The organism is Micromonospora sp. NPDC000442, assembly GCF_042898635.1.
In the GTDB taxonomy this organism is placed as follows: domain Bacteria; phylum Actinomycetota; class Actinomycetes; order Mycobacteriales; family Micromonosporaceae; genus Micromonospora.
Window position 1 is genome coordinate 321,952 of record NZ_JBIAYZ010000003.1, and the last position, 20,465, is coordinate 342,416.

At 72.7% G+C, this 20,465-nt stretch carries 16 protein-coding genes; 13 read left to right on the top strand and 3 right to left on the bottom strand.

Features of this window, described 5'->3' with window-relative positions:
- Positions 1–89: 89 nt before the first annotated feature.
- Positions 90–4,658 (bottom strand): ATP-dependent helicase, encoded by a 4,569-nt coding sequence (locus ACFY2A_RS06430; RefSeq protein ID WP_387169217.1) that lies wholly within the window; start codon positions 4,656–4,658, stop codon positions 90–92.
- A 180-nt stretch (positions 4,659–4,838) separates the two neighbouring features.
- Between ACFY2A_RS06430 and ACFY2A_RS06435 the strand changes: the two genes are divergently transcribed.
- The 10 genes from ACFY2A_RS06435 to ACFY2A_RS06480 all read left to right on the top strand — a co-directional run bounded on the left by ACFY2A_RS06435 (position 4,839) and on the right by ACFY2A_RS06480 (position 14,922).
- Positions 4,839–5,213, top strand: coding sequence for a hypothetical protein (locus ACFY2A_RS06435; protein ID WP_387169220.1), 375 nt, complete (start codon positions 4,839–4,841; stop codon positions 5,211–5,213).
- A 147-nt stretch (positions 5,214–5,360) separates the two neighbouring features.
- The gene (locus tag ACFY2A_RS06440; protein ID WP_387169223.1) at positions 5,361–8,195 is read left to right on the top strand and encodes a Na+/H+ antiporter subunit A; all 2,835 of its coding nucleotides are present in this window, start codon (positions 5,361–5,363) and stop codon (positions 8,193–8,195) included.
- Positions 8,192–8,656 (top strand): Na(+)/H(+) antiporter subunit C, encoded by a 465-nt coding sequence (locus tag ACFY2A_RS06445; protein ID WP_387169226.1) that lies wholly within the window; start codon positions 8,192–8,194, stop codon positions 8,654–8,656. Before ACFY2A_RS06440 ends, ACFY2A_RS06445 begins: the two co-directional genes overlap by 4 nt.
- Before the next feature lie 37 nt (positions 8,657–8,693).
- Complete coding sequence (locus tag ACFY2A_RS06450) at positions 8,694–10,196, top strand: Na+/H+ antiporter subunit D (RefSeq protein WP_387169229.1); 1,503 nt, start codon at positions 8,694–8,696, stop codon at positions 10,194–10,196.
- On the top strand, positions 10,193–10,789 hold the full coding sequence (locus tag ACFY2A_RS06455; protein ID WP_387169232.1) for a Na+/H+ antiporter subunit E: 597 nt from the start codon (positions 10,193–10,195) through the stop codon (positions 10,787–10,789). The genes ACFY2A_RS06450 and ACFY2A_RS06455 overlap by 4 nt, the downstream gene beginning before the upstream one ends.
- Positions 10,786–11,049, top strand: a complete 264-nt coding sequence (locus ACFY2A_RS06460; RefSeq protein ID WP_281566540.1) for a monovalent cation/H+ antiporter complex subunit F — start codon at positions 10,786–10,788, stop codon at positions 11,047–11,049. The genes ACFY2A_RS06455 and ACFY2A_RS06460 overlap by 4 nt, the downstream gene beginning before the upstream one ends.
- Positions 11,046–11,381, top strand: a complete 336-nt coding sequence (mnhG, locus tag ACFY2A_RS06465) for a monovalent cation/H(+) antiporter subunit G (RefSeq protein WP_387169235.1) — start codon at positions 11,046–11,048, stop codon at positions 11,379–11,381. Before ACFY2A_RS06460 ends, mnhG begins: the two co-directional genes overlap by 4 nt.
- Before the next feature lie 169 nt (positions 11,382–11,550).
- Entirely contained in the window at positions 11,551–12,903 is a 1,353-nt protein-coding gene (locus ACFY2A_RS06470) for a hemolysin family protein (protein WP_363917194.1), read from the top strand.
- On the top strand, positions 12,900–13,967 hold the full coding sequence (locus tag ACFY2A_RS06475; RefSeq protein WP_363917196.1) for a hemolysin family protein: 1,068 nt from the start codon (positions 12,900–12,902) through the stop codon (positions 13,965–13,967). Before ACFY2A_RS06470 ends, ACFY2A_RS06475 begins: the two co-directional genes overlap by 4 nt.
- A gap of 10 nt (positions 13,968–13,977) precedes the next feature.
- Positions 13,978–14,922 carry a sporulation protein gene (locus tag ACFY2A_RS06480; RefSeq protein ID WP_387169239.1) on the top strand — a complete coding sequence of 315 codons (945 nt, stop codon included), beginning with the start codon at positions 13,978–13,980 and terminating at the stop codon, positions 14,920–14,922.
- Positions 14,923–15,002: 80 nt separating this feature from the next.
- Here ACFY2A_RS06480 and leuE read toward each other — a convergent pair whose 3' ends face one another.
- Entirely contained in the window at positions 15,003–15,665 is a 663-nt protein-coding gene (gene leuE, locus ACFY2A_RS06485; RefSeq protein ID WP_387169242.1) for a leucine efflux protein LeuE, read from the bottom strand.
- Positions 15,662–16,906 (bottom strand): bifunctional pyridoxamine 5'-phosphate oxidase family protein/GNAT family N-acetyltransferase, encoded by a 1,245-nt coding sequence (locus tag ACFY2A_RS06490; RefSeq protein WP_387169245.1) that lies wholly within the window; start codon positions 16,904–16,906, stop codon positions 15,662–15,664. The genes leuE and ACFY2A_RS06490 overlap by 4 nt, the downstream gene beginning before the upstream one ends.
- A 34-nt stretch (positions 16,907–16,940) precedes the next feature.
- On the opposite strand from ACFY2A_RS06490, the gene ACFY2A_RS06495 reads away from it, so the two are divergent.
- The 3 genes from ACFY2A_RS06495 to ACFY2A_RS06505 all read left to right on the top strand — a co-directional run bounded on the left by ACFY2A_RS06495 (position 16,941) and on the right by ACFY2A_RS06505 (position 20,408).
- Positions 16,941–18,281, top strand: a complete 1,341-nt coding sequence (locus tag ACFY2A_RS06495) for an aminotransferase class I/II-fold pyridoxal phosphate-dependent enzyme (protein WP_387169248.1) — start codon at positions 16,941–16,943, stop codon at positions 18,279–18,281.
- A gap of 180 nt (positions 18,282–18,461) precedes the next feature.
- Entirely contained in the window at positions 18,462–19,163 is a 702-nt protein-coding gene (locus ACFY2A_RS06500; RefSeq protein ID WP_387169251.1) for a UdgX family uracil-DNA binding protein, read from the top strand.
- Between the two features lie 105 nt (positions 19,164–19,268).
- Positions 19,269–20,408, top strand: a complete 1,140-nt coding sequence (locus tag ACFY2A_RS06505; RefSeq protein WP_363917208.1) for an acyl-CoA dehydrogenase family protein — start codon at positions 19,269–19,271, stop codon at positions 20,406–20,408.
- Positions 20,409–20,465: the final 57 nt, after the last annotated feature.

Below are 20,465 nucleotides of genomic sequence, written 5' to 3' on the forward strand. Positions count from 1 at the left end.
ATCGCGGCGGCGTGGGGTGGCGGCGTGGGGTGGGGCGTGGGGTGTGGGGTGGGGGTGTGGGGTGGGGGTGTGGGGTGGGGTGGGTGGGGTTAGGGGCGGAGGCGGAGGCCGCGGGGGGTGGTGCGGAAGCCGGCGGCGGTCAGTGCGTCGCGCAGCGGCGACGAGCGTACGGACTCGCCGTCGGCGCGTTCCACCGAGATCGCGCCCAGCGCGCCGGAGTGGACGGCGTCGGCCAGCGCCTTGCCGGCCGCGCCCAGCGCGTCGACGTCGTCGGTGAAGGAGAGCAGCGTCCGCCCTCCCCGTTCCACGTAGAGCGCCAGCTCACCCTCGACCAGCACGACAAGCGCCCCGGCCTTGCGACCCGCCCGGTGCCCGGCGGCCGGCGGTGAGGTCGCGTCACCGGAGTCGACCGCGCGCTCCGGCCAGGGCAGTGCCGCGCCGTACGGGTTCGCGGGGTCGGTGGCCGCCAGCACCACCGTGGCCCCGCCCCGCCGGCCACCGTCGAGCGGATCGGCGCCGGCGCGGATCCGGTCCACCGCACCGGGCACCGCGAACTGCGCCGCGCCCAGCCCGTCGACGAAGTATCCCCGTCGGGCCGCGCCGCGCTCCTCCAGCGCGGCCAACACCGGGTAGACGGCGGCGAAACCGCCCGCGACCTGCTCGGCCATGACCGCGCCCCGGGTCAGCACACCGTGCCGTTCCAGTAGGACATCGGCGAGCGCGGCGGCGCGGCGGGTCGGGTCGGTGTCCCGTTCCGGCAACCGCGACCAGCGCCCGGCCACCGTGGGTGGTCCACCGCGACTCGGCAGCGCCACCCGTCCCGGGCGGCGGTAACGGCCACGGGCCGCGGTCGGGCGGGCGCGGTGCGCGCCGCCGGCGCCAAGGACCGCCCGCAGCGGCGCCAGGGTGTCGTTGGTGAGGTGACCGGCCCAGACCAGGTCCCAGATGACCGCGGTCAGCTCGGCGTCGTCGGTGGCGCCGACCCGGTCGGCCAGGGGCCGGAAGAACAGCGCCTGCCCGTCGTCGAGGGCGTCCAGCACCGCGTCGTGCCGGGGCGTCCGGGCGAGAGTCTCATCCGGCGGCGGGAGCAGCAGCGGAGCCGAGTCGGCGTACGCCAGGCTGACCCAGCCGTCCCCACCGGAGATCGCCCCCGCGCCGGCCCACAGCACCTCGCCGCTGGCGCAGAGCTCGTCGAGCTGGGCGGGGGAGTAGTCGGCGACCCGGGCGGGCAGCACCAGCCGTTCCAGCGCCGACGCGGGCACCGAGGCACCCTGCAACTGCTCGACCGTCGCGGCCACCGCCTCGACCCCGCGAGCCGAGGAGCCCACCTGCTGCCAGCGGGGCAGGAAAGTGGCCAGGGCCTGCGGCGGTACCGGCTCGATCTCGCGGCGTAGCGCGGCGAGGGAGCGGCGGCGCAGCAGGCGCAGCACCTCGGCGTCGCACCACTGGGTGCCGACCGTGTCCGGGGTGAACTCGCCGGAGACCACCCGGCCGCTGGCGGCCAGCCGGCGCAGCGTCTGCTCGACCACGAAGACGCCGAGCCCGAACCGGGCCGCGCAGCCGGCGGCGGTGAACGGGGTGTGGGTGCGGGCGTACCGGGCCACCAGGTCGCCGAGCGGATCGGCGACCGGTTCGAGGTACGCCTCGGCGACACCTACCGGCAGGGCGACGCCGAGGGCGTCGCGCAGCCGGCCGGCGTCCTCGACGCCGACCCAGCGTTCCTGACCGGCGATGCGGACCCGCAGCACCCGGCGGGCGGCGGCCAGGTCGGTCAGCCACGCCTCGGGTGCCCCGCGCTCGGCCAGCTCAGCGGTGCTCAGGTCGCCGAGCTGCCGCAGCAGCTCGATCACGTCCTCGGCGTCGCGGGTACGGCGCTGCGCGGTGAGCCAACGCAGTTGCCGTTCGGTCTCGGCGAGCACCGCCGGGTCGAGCAGCTCGCGCAGGTCGACCCGGCCGAGCAACTCGCCGAGCAGGGCCGAATCCAGCGTGAGGGCAGCGGCCCGGCGTTCCGCCAGCGGGGCGTCGCCCTCGTAGAGGAAGGCACCGACGTAGCCGAAGAGCAGCGAGCGGGCGAACGGGGACGGCCGGGCGCTCTCCACCTCGACCAGGCGCACCCGGCGGCCGGCCAGGTCACGCATCACCTCGGTCAGGGCGGGCAGATCGAAGACGTCCTGCAGGCACTCCCGCGCCGCCTCCAGGGTGACCGGGAAGTCGGCGTACTCGCGGGCCACGTCGAGCAGTTGGGCGGCGCGTTGCCGTTGCTGCCAGAGCGGCTGGCGGCGGCGCGGATCCCGGCGGGGCAGCAACAGCGACCGGGCGGCGCACTCCCGGAACCGGGCGGCGAACAGTGCCGAGGTGCCGACCGCCTCCTCCACCAGCTGGGCGATCTCCTCCGGATCGAAGGCGACCACGTCGGCACCGGGCGGGGTGTCGGCGGTGTCCGGCAGCCGGACCACGATCCCGTCGTCGGCGGGCATCACCTGCGCGTCGACCCCGTAGCGCTCGGCGAGGCGGCGGCCGATGGCCAGCGCCCATGGTGCGTTGACCCGGGCACCCAGGATGCTGTGCACGGCCAGCCGCCAGTCACCCAGCTCGTCGCGGAAGCGTTCGACGACGACCGTCCGGTCGTCCGGCAGGGCCCGGGTCGCCGCCCGCTGCTCGTGCAGGTAGGTCAGCAGGTTGCCGGCGGCCCAGTCGTCCAACCCGGTGGCCCGCAGTGCGGCGGTGGCCTGCTCGGTGTCCTGCCGGAGCAGGGCCCGCACCCGGGCGCCGATCGCCCGGCCCAGTTCCACCGGCCGGCCCGGCTGGTCGCCCTTCCAGAACGGCATCTTCGCCGCCTGCCCGGGGGCGGGGGAGACCAGCACCCGGTCGGGGGTGATCTCCTCGATCCGCCAGGAGGAGGAGCCGAGCAGGAAGACGTCGCCGACGCGGGACTCGTAGACCATCTCCTCGTCCAGCTCGCCGACCCGGGCGGCCCGTTCCGCACCGGCCAGGAAGACGCCGAACAGGCCCCGGTCGGGGATGGTGCCGCCACTTGTCACCGCGAGCCGTTGGGCGCCGGGACGGCCGGTCAGCACGTCGGTGGCGCGATCCCACACCAGTCGGGGGCGAAGCTCGGCGAAGGCGGTCGACGGGTAGCGGCCGGAGAGCATGTCCAGTACGGCGTGCAGCGCGGAGTCGGGCAACTCGCCGAAGGGTGCGGCCCGACGGACGACGGTCGCCAGGTCGCCGACCCGCCACTCGTCCAGGGCGACCATCGCGACGACCTGCTGGGCGAGCACGTCCAGCGGGTTGCGGGGATGGTGCAACTCCTCGATGGCGGCCTCGCCCATCCGCTCGGCGACCACCGCGCAGGAGAGCAGGTCGCCCCGGTGCTTGGGCAGGACCACCCCCCGGGACACCGCGCCGACCTGGTGCCCGGCCCGGCCGACCCGCTGCAAACCGGCGGCCACGCTCGGCGGTGCCTCGATCTGCACGACCAGGTCGACCGCGCCCATGTCGATGCCGAGTTCGAGGCTGGAGGTGGCCACCACGGCCGGCAAGTGGCCCGCCTTGAGCGCTTCCTCGATGTGCCGACGCTCCTCCCGGGAGACGCTGCCGTGGTGCGCCCGGGCGATCACCGGCGGAGCACCGGACACCGCGCCGGCCTGGGCCATCATCTCGGCCGGCGTCCGGGCAACCGGACCGGTCGCGGGTGGCGTCGCCGCGGCCGTCTCGTCGGCGGCCAGTTCGTTGAGCCGGGCGCAGAGGCGTTCGGCGCTGCGTCGGGAGTTGGTGAAGACGATTGTCGAGCGGTGCGCCCTGATCAAGGCGAAGACCCGTTCCTCCACGGCCGGCCAGATGGACGCCGTGCGTGGACCGGCGAGGTCGTCCTCCGGTGTCGCCTGCTCGTCGAGGCGGGTCATGTCCTCCACCGGGACCTGGACACTGACCTGGATCGTCTTGGCGGTCACCGGGGCCACCACCTCGACCGGGCGGGCGCCGCCGAGGAAGCGGGCACACTCGTCCAGCGGCCGGACGGTGGCGGATAGCCCGATGCGCTGTGCCGGGGCGGGCAGCAACTCGTCGAGCCGCTCCAGGGAGAGGGCCAGGTGGGCGCCGCGTTTGGTGCCGGCGACCGCGTGCACCTCGTCGACGATCACGGTCTCCACTCCCCGCAGCGAATCCCGGGCGGCCGAGGTGAGCAGCAGGAACAGCGACTCCGGCGTGGTGATCAGGATGTCCGGCGGGGTGCGGGCGAAGGCCCGCCGCTCGTCGGCGGGGGTGTCGCCGGTACGCATCCCGACGGTGATCTCCGGCGGGGGCAGGGCGAGCCGGGTGGCGGCCTGCCGGATGCCGGTGAGCGGGGCGCGGAGGTTGCGCTCGACGTCGACGGCGAGTGCCTTGAGCGGACTGACGTAGAGCACCCGGCAGCGCTGTCGAGGGTCGGCCGGGGCCGTTTCGCGGGACAGCCGGTCGAGTGACCACAGGAACGCGGCGAGGGTCTTGCCGGAGCCAGTGGGCGCCACGACCAGGGCGTGCCGGCCGGCGGCGACCGCGTTCCAGGCACCGGCCTGCGCCGCGGTCGGCGCGGCGAACGCCGCGCCGAACCACTCCCGGGTCGCCGGGCCGAACTGAGAGAGCACCTGCGCGCCGGGGGCCGTGCTGGAATCCGCCACGAACCAATCCTGCCCCCGGGTACCGACATTCGTCCGTCGCGAGTCAGGCGGCCTATGTCTTGTTAAGGCGTTTAAGGCGACTTGCGGCTAGAATCCGTTAAGTCTTACTTAACTGCTTGCTCTTGCAGGGCAACATAAAGTAACTTCACCCGCGTCGTGGTGAGCGGTGGAGGGGGTCGGATGGCCGTCGAGGAGCGGAGTTCGAGGCCCAGCCCCGACATCCTGATCCGCAAGGTCGACAGTCATGTCACCGCCCTGCGCGTCGGGCTGCACGGCCCGGATCTCGAGCTGGCCGAGCGGCTCGCCAGTTGCCTGCGCGAGCTGGTCGTCTCCACCGCGCAGGCCAGCGCCGCCGACCGTGCCCAGGTGCGGGCCGCCGTGCACTACTTCGTACTGCGTCGCGAGAGCCGTGGCCGGTTGTTGTCCGTGCGGTCCCTGGCCGCCGCGCAGCGACTGGTCAACAAGGCCGCCTCCCAGCTGGGCCGGCCGGACCTGGTCGTCGAGGGGTGCCCGGGTCGCGGCAGCGCCGCGACGGACGCCGCCGCGCACAGCTGATTCGGTCTATCCCGGTGGTTCGCCGCATTGACGGCGAAAGTGTGCTTATTTCGGGAAAAGCATCCATAGCGCGCTGAACTGTCGTCTGATCGCTGCTAGACCCCCAACCCCCATGGGGCGTCTCGGCCACGTCGACCGGGAGCGCGCGTGCTCGTACTGCTGATCCTGCACCTCGTGGCGGCCGTCGTGGCGCCACTGCTGGTCCGTCGGTGGGGTCCGCGCGCCTGTTACCTGCTGGCACTGGCGCCGGCGGCCGCCTTCGGCTGGGCGTTGGTACGCACACCCGACGTGGCACGCGGCGGTGCGGTGGTCGAGACGTACCCCTGGATTCCGGAACTGGGGTTGGACCTGGCGCTGCGGATGACCACCCTGTCCTGGCTGATGACACTGCTGGTCGGTGGCGTCGGCGCGCTGGTGCTCGGCTACTGCGCCCGCTACTTCCCACCCGACGCGCTCGGCAACTCGCGGTTCGCCGGCGTGATGGTCGCCTTCGCCGGGGCGATGCTCGGGCTGGTCCTCGCCGACGACCTGCTGCTGCTCTACGTCTGCTGGGAACTCACCACCGTCTTCTCGTACCTGCTGATCGGGCACAGCACGGAACGGCGGTCGAGCCGTTGGGCAGCCGCCCAGGCGCTGACCGTGACCACCCTCGGCGGCCTCGCCATGCTGGTCGGGTTCCTCATGCTCGGTCACCACGCCGGCACCTACCGCTGGTCGGAACTGGCCCAGCAGCCGCTGCCCGGCGGGGCGTACCTGGTCGTCGCGGTACTGCTGATCCTGGTCGGTGCGCTGTCGAAGTCGGCGGTGCTGCCGTTCACCTCGTGGCTGCCGGTGGCGATGGCCGCGCCGACGCCGGTCAGCGCGTACCTGCACGCGGCGGCGATGGTGAAGGCCGGCGTCTACCTGCTCGGCCTGCTCACCCCGGTGCTGGCCGTGGTCGGACCGTGGCGTCCGGTGGTGCTGATCGCCGGCCTGGCCACCATGCTGGTGGGTGGTTGGGCGGCGCTGCGGCAGACCGACCTGAAGCTGCTGCTGGCATACGGGACGGTCAGCCAGCTCGGGCTGCTGACGGTGGTCGTCGGGGTGGGCACCGCGGACGCCGCGCTCGCCGGTGTGGCCATGCTGCTCGCCCACGCGCTGTTCAAGGCGGCGCTGTTCCTGGTGGTCGGCGTGATCGACCATGGTGCCGGAACCCGAGACCTGCGCGAGTTGTCGGGACTGCGGCGCACGGCGCCGGTGCTGACCGGCGTGGCCGTGCTCGCCGCCGCCTCGATGGCCGGACTGCCACCCCTGCTCGGCTTCGTCGCCAAGGAGGCTGTGTTCGCCGCCTTCGCCGACCGGCCGCTGGTCCTGGCGGTGCTCGTGGTCGGCACCGTGCTCACCGTCGCCTACAGCATCAGGTTCATCTGGGGCGCGTTCGCCGACCGCCCCGGCGCCGCCGCCACCGACCTGGGGCGGATCGAGCCGTCGCTGCTGGCCCCACCGGCCCTGTTGGCCGTCGTCGGGCTCGTCGCCGGCCCGGCCGCGGGAGCGCTGGATCACCTGCTCCGCCCGTACCCCGAACTCTTCGGCACCGTCGGGAAACACCTGGCCCTGTGGCACGGGTTCACCCCGGCGCTCGGTCTGTCCGCGCTGGCCCTGGCGGGTGGTACGGCGCTGTTCGCGCTGCGTGGCCCACTGGCACCGGCGCTGGCCCGGCTGCGGTGGCCGGTCACCGGCCAACGGGGATACGAGTTGATCACCCATCGCTTCGACCGGGCCGCGGTGGACGTCACAAGCGTCACCCAGCGGGGCTCGCTGCCGCAGTACCTCGGTCTGATCCTGATCGTCCTGGCCGCGGTGCCGGGCGGGTCGGTGATCCTCATCCAACCCTGGGAGCAGCCACTGGACCTGTGGGCCACCCCCGCGCAGCCGGTGGTACTGCTGGTGGTCTGCGTCGCCGCCCTGCTCGCCGTGGGCGCCACCCGGCGGCTGACCGCGATGCTCCTGGTCGGCATGACCGGTTACGGCACCGCCATGCTGTTCGTGCTCTATGGCGCGCCCGACCTGGCGCTGACCCAGTTCCTCGTGGAGACCATGACCATCGCGATCTTCGTGCTGGTGCTGCGCCGACTGCCCGAGCGATTCTCGATGCGGCCCCTGCGGCGCAGTCGCTGGATCCGGCGGACGATCGGGGTGATCGTCGGTACGACAGTGGCCGCGCTGGCCGTCGGAGCCGCGGCGGCCCGGCAGGCCCGTTCCATCTCGGAGGACTTTCCGCACCTGGCGGTGGACCAGGGACACGGCCGCAACGTGGTCAACGTGACCCTGGTGGACATCCGCGCCTGGGACACCCTGGGGGAGGTGGCGGTCCTGGTGGCCGCGGCGACCGGAGTGGCAAGTCTGATCTTCCACCAGTCGCGCACCGGGCCGCGTCCCCGACGGCGGGAGGTCGCTGAGGACGAGGCGCCCGCAGGCCGGGCGGTCTGGCTGCGCGGCGGGGCGACGCTGCACGAGCGGCAACGGTCGATCGTGCTGGAGGTGGTCACCCGACTGATCTCGCACACCGCGGTGCTCTTCTCGCTCTACCTGCTCTTCTCCGGGCACAACGCGCCCGGTGGCGGCTTCGCCGGAGGGCTGGTGGCCAGTCTCGCGCTGACCATGCGGTACCTCGCCGGTGGCCGGTACGAGCTGGTCGAGGCGGCGCCGATCGGTGCCGGCACGGTCCTCGGTGCCGGCCTGTTGCTATCGGTCGGCAGTGGGGTGGCCTCCGTGATCGTCGGCGGCACCGTGCTGGAGAGCACCACGATCGACCTCTGGCTGCCGTTGATCGGCCACTTCTACCTGGTCACCTCGCTTTTCTTCGACGTTGGTGTGTACCTGGTGGTGATCGGTCTGGCGCTGGACGTGCTGCGCAGCCTCGGCGCCGAGGTGGACCGGCACATCGAGGCGGCCGGCGAGGCCGGGGGCGGGCTGGCCGACCGGCGGGGTGAGGCAGGGTGAGGGCCGCCGGAGCGAACCTGGTCTCCTTCGTCACGATCGGGGTACTCGTCGGCTGCGGCGTGACCCTGCTGCTGGAACGCAGCCTGAGCCGGGTCCTGCTCGGCGTCATCCTGATCGGCAACGGCGTCAACCTGTTGATCGTTTTCGGCGGTCGGTCCGGGAAGGCGCCAGTGGTCGGGGTCGGCGACGAGGCGGCGATGAGCGACGCCCTGCCCCAGGCCATGGTGCTCACCGCCATCGTGATCACTTTCGGCTTCACCGCCTTCCTGCTGGCGATCAGCTACCGCAGCTGGTACCTGAGCGGCGACGACGAGGTGCCCGACGACATCGAGGACCGGGAGATCGTCCGCCGGGCCGCCCAACGGGAGATGTCCGTCGCCGACCTCGCCGGCGAGCCGCCGACGGCCGACCCTCAGCAGGTCGACGCGCCGGCCCCACCCCGCGAGGAGGGCCCGGGATGAGCCGGTACGCGTCGACCGGGCCGGGCCGGTGGCGGCGATGAGCACGCTCGTGCCACTGCCGGTGGTGCTACCGCTGCTGGGTGCCGCGTTGACCCTGCTGCTGGCGGGCCGGCCGGGGAGCCAGCGGACGGTAAGCGTGGGTTGCCTGAGTATCAGCCTGACGGTGGCGGTGGTGCTGCTGGTGCAGGCGTACCGGCAGGGGCCGCTGGTGGTGCAGATCGGCGGCTGGCCGGCACCGGTGGGCATCGTGCTGATCGCCGACCAGTTGGCCGCGCTGATGCTTGTGGTCTCCTCGGCGGTGACCCTCTGCGTGCTGCTGTACTCGATCGGGCAGGGCCAGGCGGAGGTCGGGGAGAGGTCCCCGGTGGCAATCTTCCACCCGACCTATCTGGTGCTGACCGCCGGTGTGTGCAACGCGTTCCTCGCCGGTGACCTGTTCAACCTCTTCGTCGGCTTCGAGATGCTGCTCGCCGCCAGCTTCGTCCTGATCACCCTCAACGGCACCGGGCCGCGCATCCGCACCGGCTCCACCTACGTCATGGTCAACATCCTGGCGTCGATGATCTTCCTGATCTCGGTGGGCCTGGTCTACGCGGCCACCGGCACCCTCAACCTGGCCCAGCTCACCGCGCGGCTGGACGCGCTACCGGCCGGCGTACGCCTGAGCCTGCAACTGATGCTGTTGGTGGCCTTCGGCATCAAGGCGGCGGTCTTCCCGCTGTCGGCCTGGCTGCCCGACAGCTACCCGACGGCCCCGGCCCCGGTCACCGCGGTCTTCGCCGGCCTGCTCACCAAGGTCGGCGTGTACGCGATCATCCGGACCCAGACCCTGCTCTTCCCGGGGCAGCAGGCCGGGGAACTGCTGATGGTGGCGGCCGGACTGACCATGCTGGTCGGCATCCTCGGCGCGGTGGCCCAGTCGGACATCAAGCGGCTGCTGTCGTTCACGCTGGTCAGCCACATCGGCTACATGATCTTCGGGGTCGGGCTTAGCACTGTCGCCGGGCTGGTCGGTGCCATCTTCTACGTGGTCCACCACATCACCATCCAGACCACCCTGTTCCTGATCTCCGGACTGGTCGAGCAGCGGGCCGGCAGCACCGACCTGCGCCGCCTCGGCGGGCTGGCCCGGCTGGCACCCCTGGTGGGCGTGCTCTTCTTCGTCTCGGCGATGAACCTGGCGGGCATCCCGCCGTTCTCCGGCTTCCTGGGCAAGCTGGGCCTGCTCCAGGCCGGTGTCGCCGTGGGCGGGCCGCTGCCCTGGACGCTGGTGGCGGTGGGCACCGTTACCAGCCTGCTCACCCTCTACGTGGCGAGCCGGGTGTGGAACATCGCCTTCTGGCGCTCACCCTGCGAGACGGTCGCACCGACCGCACCGCTGCCGGCGCTGATGGTCGGCGCCACGGTCGCCCTGGTGGCACTCGGGGTGGCGTTGACCTTCGTGGCGGGACCGTTGTTCGAGTTCACCGGGCGGGCGGCGGAGGATCTGATCGAGCGCACCCCGTACGTGCGCGCCGTCCTGCCCGGCGGGGCGTCATGAGCGCGCCCGATGCCGTGCCGCCCGCATCGCCGGACCGGCGGACCCGGACGGGCCGGTGGCGTGACCAGCTGATCGCCTACGGCTGGCTGGTGCTGGCCTGGAACCTGTTCTGGGGCGAGTTCACCTGGGGCAACCTGCTGGGCGGGCTGCTGACCGCCGGCGTGGTGCTGCTGTTCTTCCCGCTGCCCCCGGTGACCTTCCACGGCCGGCTCCGGTTGCGGGGTCTGCTGGTGTTCGGCGGCCGGTTCGTCGTCGAGTTGGTCCAGGCCAGCGCCCACGTCGCCCGGATCGCGGTGCAACCGGGCTACACGCCCCGTTCGGCCATCATCGGCGTGCGGCTGCGGCTGCCCACCGACCTCAACCTGGCCCTCACCGCCGAGGTGCTCTCCCTGGTGCCCGGCACGTTGATCGTGGAGGTGGACCGGGACGCCGGAATCCTCTACGTGCACGTGCTCGACGTACGCGGCCCCGCCGCCCTCGCCGCCAGCCGTGACCAGGTCCGCGCCGTGGAACGGCGGATCGTCGAGGTGATCGGCTCGGACGCCGAGCTGCGCCGGGTGCGAACCGGATCCGTAGACAAGGAGTTCCCGTGACCGTCTTCCTCGCCGTCGTCCTCACCAGCCTGCTGTCGGTGACCGCCCTGCTCGCCCTCGTCCGCCTCTACCGGGGCCCGACCCTGCTGGACCGGGTCGTCGCCGCCGACATGCTGCTCGCCACCATGGTCGGCGCCGTCGGCGCGGAGGCGGCGGTCAACCGGCACGCCACCACCCTGCCGGTGCTGGTGGTGCTCGCCCTGCTCGGCTTCGTCGGTTCGGTGTCACTGGTCCGATTCGCCGTCCGGGACCGGCCGTGACACCCGGTGCCGTCGCGGACTGGCTGGCGGCCGTCAGCCTGACCACCGGTGCGCTGCTGAGCCTGGCCGCCGCCATCGGGGTGCTGCGCTTCCCGGACACGCTGAGTCGGATGCACGCGGCCACCAAGCCGCAGGTGCTCGGCGTGCTGCTCCTGCTGCTGGGGGTGGGCCTGCGGCTGCGCAGCCCGGCCGACCTCGGCATGATCGTTCTCGTCGGGGTCTTCCAACTGGCCACCGCCCCGGTCGCCGCGCAGATGATCGGTCGGGCCGCGTACCGGGCGGGGCGGGTGGACCGGAACCTGCTCGACGTCGACGAACTGGCCGACCGCTGAACCAGCCCACCCTGGCCGGCAGAACAGTACGCACACCCGCCCGGCCCGGGCCGCGACGCCGGTAGAATGACCGCATGATCGACTCTTCTGCCCAGGAGGGCAGCAGTAGCCAGCCGGGTAGGCCCCGGCATCCCCACACACCGACGACCCCGGGAGCCCTGAACCTCCCGTGTTGATCCTCGTCGGTCTTCTTCTGATCGTTGTCTTGACCGTCGCGACGGGTTACTTCGTCGCGCAGGAGTTCGGCTACGTCGCGGTCGACCGCGGCAAGCTGAAGCAAGCCGCCGCCGAGGGGGACCAGGCGTCCGCCCGGGCCCTCGAGGTCGCCGGCCGGCTGTCGTTCATGCTCTCCGGTGCGCAACTCGGCATCACCGTGACCGCCCTGCTGGTCGGTTACGTCGCCGAGCCATACCTCGGTGCCGGCCTGGCCGAGCTGCTCGGCGTGGCCGGCGTCTCCACCGGCGTCAGCCTGCCGTTGTCGGTCGCGCTGGCCCTGGTCATCGCCACCGTGGTGCAGATGGTCGTGGGCGAGCTGGCCCCGAAGAACCTGGCCATCGCCCGTCCCGAACCGGTCGCCCGGGCGTTGTCCCGTTCCACCCTGGTCTACCTGGCCATCGCCGGCCCGCTGATCAAGCTGTTCGACAAGTCCGCGGTGCGGCTGCTGCGGCGGGTCGGCATCGAGCCCATCGAGGAGCTGCCCAGCGGCGCCACCCCGGAGGACCTGGAACAGATCATCGCCGAGTCCCGGCTGGAGGGGCACCTCGACGCCGACATGTCGGCGCTGCTGGACCGGGGGCTCGACTTCCGGCAGTTGACGGCCGGAGAGGCCATGGTGCCCCGCGTCGACGTGCACACCGTGCGGGCACACGAGCCGGTCAGCCGGGTGGTCGAGCTGCTCGACACCGGCCGCTCCCGCTTCCCGGTGCGCGGCGCGGAGGGCGTCGACGACCTGGTCGGCGTGATCGGCATCGCCGACGTGCTCCAGGTGCCGCCGGCCGAGCGCGCCACCACACCGGTCAGCGCGGTGGCCGTACCGCCGCTGCTGGTGCCCGAGACGCTGCCGCTGCCCACCGTGCTGGACCGGCTCCGTTCCGGGCACCGCCAGCTCGCCTGCGTGGTCGACGAGTACGGCGGCTTCGCGGGCGTCATCACGCTTGAGGACATCGCCGAGGAACTGGTCGGCCCGATCCGCGACGAGGACGACCCGCCGGAGCGGGCCCCGGCGCGGCAGGAGGACGGCTCCTGGGTGGTACCCGCCCGCTGGCGCATCGACGAGGTCGCCGACAGCACCGGCATCGCCCTGCCCGAGGGCCCCGAGTACGACACCATCTCCGGGCTGGTCATGCGGGAGCTGGGCCGGGTGCCCGAGGTCGGTGACCGGCTGGAGATCAGCCTGCCGGCCGACGGCGACAACGGGCAGGTGCCGCCGCGCGCCCTGGTCGAGGTGCTCGCGGTGGACCGGCACGTGGCCGACTCGGTCCGCCTCCAGGTAAGCGACGGGCCTGCGGAGGTGACGGCATGAGCACCGGATTCGCGCTGATCACCTCGGTGGTTCTGCTGGCGCTCAACGGCTTCTTCGTCGCCGCCGAGTTCGCCCTGGTGGCGAGCAAGCGGTACCGCCTGGAACAGGCGGCGGCCAGCGGCACCCGGGCCGCCCGGGCCGCTCTCGACGGCGTACGCGAGCTGTCCCTGATGCTGGCCGGTGCGCAGCTCGGCATCACCCTGTGCACGCTGGGCCTCGGCGCCCTGGCCGAGCCGGCGATCGAGCGGCTGCTCAGTCCGCTGCTGCACGCCGTCGGTCTGCCGTACGGTGCCAGCCACGTGATCGCGCTGATCTTCGCGCTGAGCCTGGTCACCTTCCTGCACCTGGTGGTCGGCGAGATGGCACCGAAGTCCTGGGCGATCACCCACCCGGAACGGTCCGCGCTGCTGCTGGCGCTGCCGTTCCGGGCCTTCGCCCGGGTGGCTCGTCCGGTGCTGTCGGTGCTCAACGCGGTAGCCAACGCGATGCTGCGGCTGGTGAAGGTCAACCCGCAGGACCAGTTGGCCCAGGTGCACGGCCCCGACGAGTTGCGGATGCTGCTGGAACAGTCCCGGGAGCACGGGCTGCTCGGTGCCGCCCAGCACGAACTGCTCACCAGCATGCTGGAGTTGCAGGGCACGACGGTCGCCCAGGTGATGGAACCGTTCGACCAGATCGTGACCGTGCGCCGGGACGATTCGGCGGGCCGCATCGAGCAGGTCAGCCGGGACAGCGGCCGGTCACGGCTGGCGGTGCTGGACGCCGCCGGTCACGTCTGCGGCCTGGTGCACGTACGGGAGGCGGTGCGGGCCACGGCCGGCCGGCCCGACGCCACCGCGGCCGATCTGATGAACGACGCCATCACGATCCCGGACACCGCCACCGTGACCGAGGCGGTGGCCGTGATGCGGGCCCGCCAGTCGCAACTCGCTCTGGTCCGCAACGGTGGTGGGCCCACCCGGCCGGTCGGCTTCGTCGCCCTGGAGGACCTGCTGGAGGAGGTCATCGGGGAGTTCGACGACGAGACCGATCCGATCCCGCGCGCGGTACGCCGGCTCAGATAGGGGCACACGGGTGCGGCTGACGGGGGTGTCACCGGGATCGGGCGGAACGGGCCTGACGGTGCAGACCGCGCTGGCCAACCCGAGCACCCGCCCCGGCCTGCGCCTGCCGGGGCGGGTGAACCTCATCGCCGGTTCCGTCGACGTACCGGTCCTGCATGTCCGGCTCGGCCTGGTCGGCACGGTCGAGCCGGACGATCCCGAAGCTCCCCGCCGGCTGGTGCAGTTCCATCAGGCGCGGGTGGCCGGCGTCGGGGTGCTGCGGGCCGGCCGGGCCCGGTCGATTCCGTTCGAGCTTGCGATCCCGTGGGAGACGCCGGTGACCACGTACGGCGGGGTGCCGTTGCTCAGCCTGCGGATGGGACTGCGTACCGAGGTGGCGATCGAGGCCACCCGGGACCAGGGCGCGATGGTGCCGGTCTTCGTCCACCCGCTGCCGACCCAGCAGCACATCCTCGCCGCCCTGAACACGCTCGGCTTCAGCGTCCGCCAGTCCGGCCTGGTCGACGGCCGGCTGCCCGGCGTGGAGCAGGCCCTGCCTCTGCACCAGCGGTGGGGCTTCTGGGTCGGTCCGCTCTACGCCGGGCCGATCACCGAACTGGAGGTGATCTTCGTGGCCAACTCCGCCGGTCTGGAGGTGATCCTCTGGTGTGACCGGCGGCTGGCGCTGGCCGGGATCACCCACACCAGCATCAGCCGGTTCCGGATCTGGCACGTCGGCGCCGACCAGCGGGACTGGATCACCACCGTGGACGGCTGGCTGCGCGAGGCCATCAACCGGCACGCCGCCGCGGCGGCGCACGCCGACTGGTCGGCCCCCATTAACGAGTCGGCCCACGTCAGTCGCCCGCCCGACCGGCCGCTGCCACCCGGTCCGCCGTCTGGTGGCGACGCGGGCGGTGCCGGTGTCGGTGGCGGCGAGGGTGGTGGTGGTGGCGGCGGTGGCGGCGGCACCTGACGCCGTCCGCGCCGGCACCTGACGCCGTTCGCGCCGGCATCGCAGCGGCTCATCTGCCGGGAGCGCGCCCGCGCGTGTGGTCAGCCCTGCGCGAGCTTGAGGCCGAAGCCGAGGAAGAGGGCACCCACGGCGCTGGTCGCGCCGGCCGCCAGCCGGCGGCGCCGGCTGAACTGGACGGCCAGGAACGTGCCCGCGAAGATCAGCGCGGTCAGGTAGAGCGCGCTGGTCACCTGGGCGATCAGACCGAGCAGCAGGAACGACAGCGCGGGCCAGGGGTACGTCGGGTCGACGAACTGGATGAAGAACGAGACGAAGAACAGGATCGCCTTCGGGTTGAGCAGGCTGATCACCAGCGCCTTGCGGAACGGGCTGCGCGTCGCCGCCGGCTCCGCGGCGTCGATCAACCGCGGGGTGCCCGGGTCATTGCGGTCCCGCCAGCGTCGCCACGCCCCGCGCAGCATGGTCAACCCCACATAGCCCAGGTACGCGGCACCCGCGTACTTGATCACGAGGAAGATCGGGGGGTACGCCTTGAGCAGCGAGGCCACTCCGACGGCGGAGAGGAACATGAGTATCGCGTCACCGACCCAGACGCCGCTCGCCGCCTGGTAGCCGACGCCGACACCGCGCCGCGCGGCGGTGGAGAGGACGAACAGCGAGTTGGGGCCGGGCAGCAGCACGATGGCCACGGTCCCCAGCACGTACGTCCAGATGTCGGTGATTCCCAGCACGTCCGACATCATCGGGCCGACACGGGCCGAGCGCGAAGCCTTTCCCGCAGGCTGACCTGTGCTTTCGGCCACTCGTCGACGGTCATCGAATACTGCACGGTGTCCCGCCACGAGCCGTCGGGTCGCAACCGGTGCATCCGCAGCACCCCCTCCCGGGTCGCGCCGAGCCGCTCGATGGCGCGCTGCGAGCGCTCGTTGCGAATGTCGGTGTGCCACACCACCCGCACCGCGTCGAGTTCCTCGAAGGCGCGGGTGAGCAGCAGCAGTTTCGCCTCGGTGTTGATCCCGGTGCGCCACCACGGCCGGCCGAGCATGGTGTGCCCGATCGCCACCGACCGACGCTCCGGGTCGATCTCGTAGTACGAGGTGGTGCCGACCACCGCGCCGGTCACCGCGCAGCGCTGGGCCCAGGCGACCCGCTCCTGCCGGTGCTGCTCGGCCAGGGCCGCGACGATCACCTCACGCAGCTGCTCCGGCCCGCCTGGCAGCGGCCGGCTGAGGTGCCGCCAGACCTCGGCGTCGGCGGTTGCGGCGTACAACTCGTCGGTGTGGGCCTCATCGAGCGGCTCCAGCAGCACGTGTGCGCCGCCCAGCACCGCCGGTTCCTGCCAGGGCGAGCGGTGCGGGCGCAGGTACGCCGGCAGCGGTGCGGTGACCCCGGCGTCCGGCTCCGGCAGGCCGGCGGTCAGCCGCAGCGGCACCACGCCGGCCCAGTGCGCCAGGTCGAGATCGGCCGGGTCGTCGCGTACCCCGCCGGTGCGGGTGCGCAGTGACACCTCCGTCAGCGGCAGCGCCAGCACGGCGGTCTCGGCCAACTCCCGCCGGTTGGGCGGGCGGCTGTCCGCCGCGCGGCCGGTGCCGACCTTCTCCACCAGGGCGGTCAGCACGTCGGACTTCTCGCCCGGGTCGGTGACCAGGTGGGCGGTACCGTGCGCGACCACCGACCGGTAGTTGGCGCTGTGGTGGAACTGGGAGCGGCCGTAGACCAGGCCGTCGAGGAGGGTGACCGCGACGCAGACCGGCAGGCCGTCGGCGCGGGCGGCGAGCAGTGGCCGGCTGCCGGTGGAGCCGTGCAGGTAGAGCGTGTCACCGATGCGTATGTGCAGCGTGGGCAGCACGCGGGGCTCGCCGTCCACGGTGAACCCGAGCGCACAGTGGTACGCCTCGTCGAGCACGGCATGGGTGGCGGTGCGGTCGTAGCTCATCCGGTCCCGGGAACGGCTGGCGGTGGTGCGGGTGGTCGGCGAGTACATGCTTCCACCTTTGTTCTAGTACAATCTCATCTTTGTGTCAGCACGCTACCAGGTGACCGGTGCGACGGCCGTCGAGATTTCGGCCAGCATCGAGTCCGGCATCCGCGAAGCCGCCCTCGCTCCCGGCGACCCACTGCCACCGGTGCGCACCCTCGCCGCCGACCTGACCGTCAGCCCGGCCACCGTCTCCCGCGCCTACGCCGAACTGCGTCGTCGCGGACTCGTCGTCACCGCCGGCCGGCACGGCACCCGGGTACGCCCCCGACCACCCGTCGCCGCCCGCCGAGCCGCACTGCGCCCGCCGCCCGCACCCGGGCTGCGCGACCTGTCCCGAGGCCAACCCGACCAGCGGCTGCTGCCGCCGCTGCGGCGGCACCTGGCCGCCCTCGCCGATACCGTCGGCGACCCGGTGGGCTATCCCGACCTCGGCGTACTGCCCGAGATGTCCGAGGTGGCCGCAGCGCGGCTCGCCGCCGACGGGGTGCCGGCCCCCGGGCTCACCCTCACCGGCGGCGCGCTGGACGGCATCGAACGCCTGCTCGGCGCGCACCTGCGCCACGGCGACGCGGTCGCCGTCGAGGATCCGGGCTGGGCCGGCCTGCTCGACCTGCTCGCCGCGCTCGGGCTACGGCCGATCGGAGTGCCCATCGACGACGACGGGCCGATCGTCGCCGGAGTCGCCGCAGCCCTCGCCGCCGGCGCGCGAGCACTCATCGTGACCAGCCGGGCCCAGAACCCGACCGGCGCGGCCGTCTCCGCCGACCGGGCCGGCGCCCTGCGCGACCTGCTCGCCGGACGGGCCGACCTGCTCCTGATCGAGGACGACCACGCCGCCGAGCTGGCCCGCGTACCGCTGCACCCGCTCGCCGGGGCGACCACCCACTGGGCCTTCGTCCGCTCGGTCAGCAAGCCCTTCGGCCCCGACCTGCGCCTGGCCGTGCTGGCCGGAGACGAGACCACGGTGGCGCGGGTGGCCGGCCGGGCCCGGGTCGGCACCGGCTGGGTCTCCACCGTGCTGCAACGGCTCGTGCTCTCGCTCTGGGAAGATCCGGAGACGGACGCCCTGATCGACCGGGCCGCGGAGAGCTACGAACGACGGCGCCACGCCCTGATCACCGCCCTCGCCGACCGTGGCCTGCCCGCCCACGGTCGCAGCGGCATCAACGTCTGGCTACCGGTGGACGACGAGACCAGTGCGCTGACCACCCTGCGTGACGCCGGCTGGGCGGTCGCCCCGGGCGCGCTCTACCGGCTCGCCGGCCCGCCGGGGCTGCGCATCACCGTCAGCGACCTGCACGAGAAGGAGATCCCAGCCCTCGCCGACGCGGCCGCCCGCGCGGCCCGCCCCACCCCCTCACCAGGCTTCACCGCCTGACCGACCCCCAGGTCTGCGGCAGGATACCGGCGTCATGAGGGCTGGGCGGGCTCCGCTTGCGGCATCTCGGGGCGTCCCGGCCGGCGGATACACCGAGTTGCGGCATGTCGGGCCTGCCTCCCCAGGGCTGCGGGCCGCCCTGCTCGCGTGAGGCGCGCCACAGCGGGTAGAACAGTCGCCATGGCCGACACCGACACCGCGCCCGGCGCCCAGCGGTTCATCCCGCCGCAGACCGACACCCTCGACGACCTGCGGGCCGCCGCCACCGGCTGCCGGGGCTGCGAGCTGTACCGGGACGCCTCCCAGACCGTCTTCGGCCGGGGCGACGCCAGCGCCCGGGTGGTCTTCGTCGGCGAACAACCCGGCGACATGGAGGACCAGAAGGGACTGCCCTTCGTGGGCCCCGCCGGCCGACTGCTCCGCAAGGCGGTCGACGACGCCAAGCTGGACCCGGCCCACATCTACCTCACCAACGCGGTGAAGCACTTCCGCTTCGAGCTGCGCGGCAAACGGCGGATCCACCAGACCCCCGACCGGGTACACATCACCGCCTGCCGACCCTGGCTGGTCGCCGAGTTCGCCCAACTGACCCCCGAGGTGATCGTGGTACTCGGGGCGACCGCCGCCAAAGCGCTGCTCGGCCCGAATTTCCGGGTCACCCGCCAGCGCGGCGAACTGCTGCCCTGGCCGGCCGCCGCCCAACATCCGGAGGACTTTCAGCGGGTACCGGTGGACAACTCCGGCGGGACCACCGACGCGCCCCCGGCCCGACTGCTGGCCACCATCCACCCGTCCGCCGTGCTCCGTGCCGACAACCAGGACGTCGCGTACGACGGGCTGGTCGCCGACCTCACCGTCGTCGCCCGCGCCCTCGCCGGCTGACCTGCCGTCCTCCCGGCTGACCTGCCGCTCCCTCGGCTGACCTGCGGCCCCCGGCCGCGGCACCGACCACGCGCCGGGGTCGCGGGCGGTGCCACACTTGCCGCCATGCAGCAGCACCTCTACGAGCCCGACCACGACGAGTTCCGTGACCTGTGCCGGCGGTTCCTGGACCGCGAGGCCGTGCCGCACCACGACCGCTGGGAGGCCGACGGCATCGTCGACCGCGAGGTGTGGCGGAAGGCCGGCGCCGCCGGACTGCTCGGGCCTGACGTCGACGAGGCGTACGGCGGCGGCGGGCAACGGGACTTCCGGTACAACGCCGTCCTCGTCGAGGAGATCGTCAACTCGGGCTGTTCCGGGCTCGGGTTCGGCCTGCACAACGACGTGGTCGCGCCGTACCTCACCGAACTGACCACCGAGGAGCAGCGCCGGCGCTGGCTGCCCCGGTTCTGCTCCGGCGACCTCGTCACCGCCATCGCGATGAGCGAACCCGGTGCCGGCTCCGACCTGGCCGGCGTACGCACCACCGCCGTCCGTGACGGGGACAGCCTCGTGCTCAACGGGCAGAAGACGTTCATCACCAACGGCGAGCTGGCCGACCTGGTGATCGTGGTGGCCCGGACCGCCGACGAGGGTGCCCACGGGGTCAGCCTGATCGTCGTGGAGACCGGAACCGACGGCTTCACCCGGGGCCGTCGACTGGCCAAGGTCGGATTGAAGGCCAACGACACCGCCGAACTCTTCTTCGACGACTGCCGGGTGCCGGCCGCCAACCTCATCGGCACCGAGAACCACGGCTTCTACCACCTGATGGCCAACCTGCCCCGGGAACGGCTCAGCATCGCCGTCGCCGCGGTCGCCGCCGCGGAACGGCTGCTCGCCCTCACCCTCGACTACGCGCGTACCCGGGAGGCGTTCGGCCGGCCGATCGGGAAGTTCCAGCACAACCGGTTCCTCCTCGCCGAACTGGACACCGAGGTCACCATCGCGCGGACCTTCGTCAACCACTGCGTGGCCGAGTTCAACGCCGGCCGACTGTCGGTGACCGACGCGGCCAAGGCCAAGTGGTGGACCACGGAGCTGCAGAACCGGGTGGCCGACCGGTGCGTGCAGTTGCACGGCGGCTACGGCTTCATGGCGGAGTACCCGGTGGCGCGGGCCTGGTTGGACAGCCGGGTGCAGACCATCTACGGCGGCACCACCGAGATCATGAAGGAGATCATCGGTCGCGGCCTGGGGCTGTGACGAAAACCGGGCTGCCGGCTGTCGGTCGGGTGCGAAAGGATGGTCACCCCTTACCAA

Coding starts and splice junctions, on each gene's coding strand:
- ACFY2A_RS06435 (WP_387169220.1), top strand. CDS start 4,839: ATGGCCGTCGAGGAGCGGAGTTCGAGGCCCAGCCCCGACATCCTGATC.
- ACFY2A_RS06490 (WP_387169245.1), bottom strand. CDS start 16,906: ATGTACTCGCCGACCACCCGCACCACCGCCAGCCGTTCCCGGGACCGG.
- ACFY2A_RS06455 (WP_387169232.1), top strand. CDS start 10,193: ATGAGCGCGCCCGATGCCGTGCCGCCCGCATCGCCGGACCGGCGGACC.
- ACFY2A_RS06505 (WP_363917208.1), top strand. CDS start 19,269: ATGCAGCAGCACCTCTACGAGCCCGACCACGACGAGTTCCGTGACCTG.
- leuE (WP_387169242.1), bottom strand. CDS start 15,665: ATGATGTCGGACGTGCTGGGAATCACCGACATCTGGACGTACGTGCTG.
- ACFY2A_RS06500 (WP_387169251.1), top strand. CDS start 18,462: ATGGCCGACACCGACACCGCGCCCGGCGCCCAGCGGTTCATCCCGCCG.
- ACFY2A_RS06450 (WP_387169229.1), top strand. CDS start 8,694: ATGAGCACGCTCGTGCCACTGCCGGTGGTGCTACCGCTGCTGGGTGCC.
- ACFY2A_RS06475 (WP_363917196.1), top strand. CDS start 12,900: ATGAGCACCGGATTCGCGCTGATCACCTCGGTGGTTCTGCTGGCGCTC.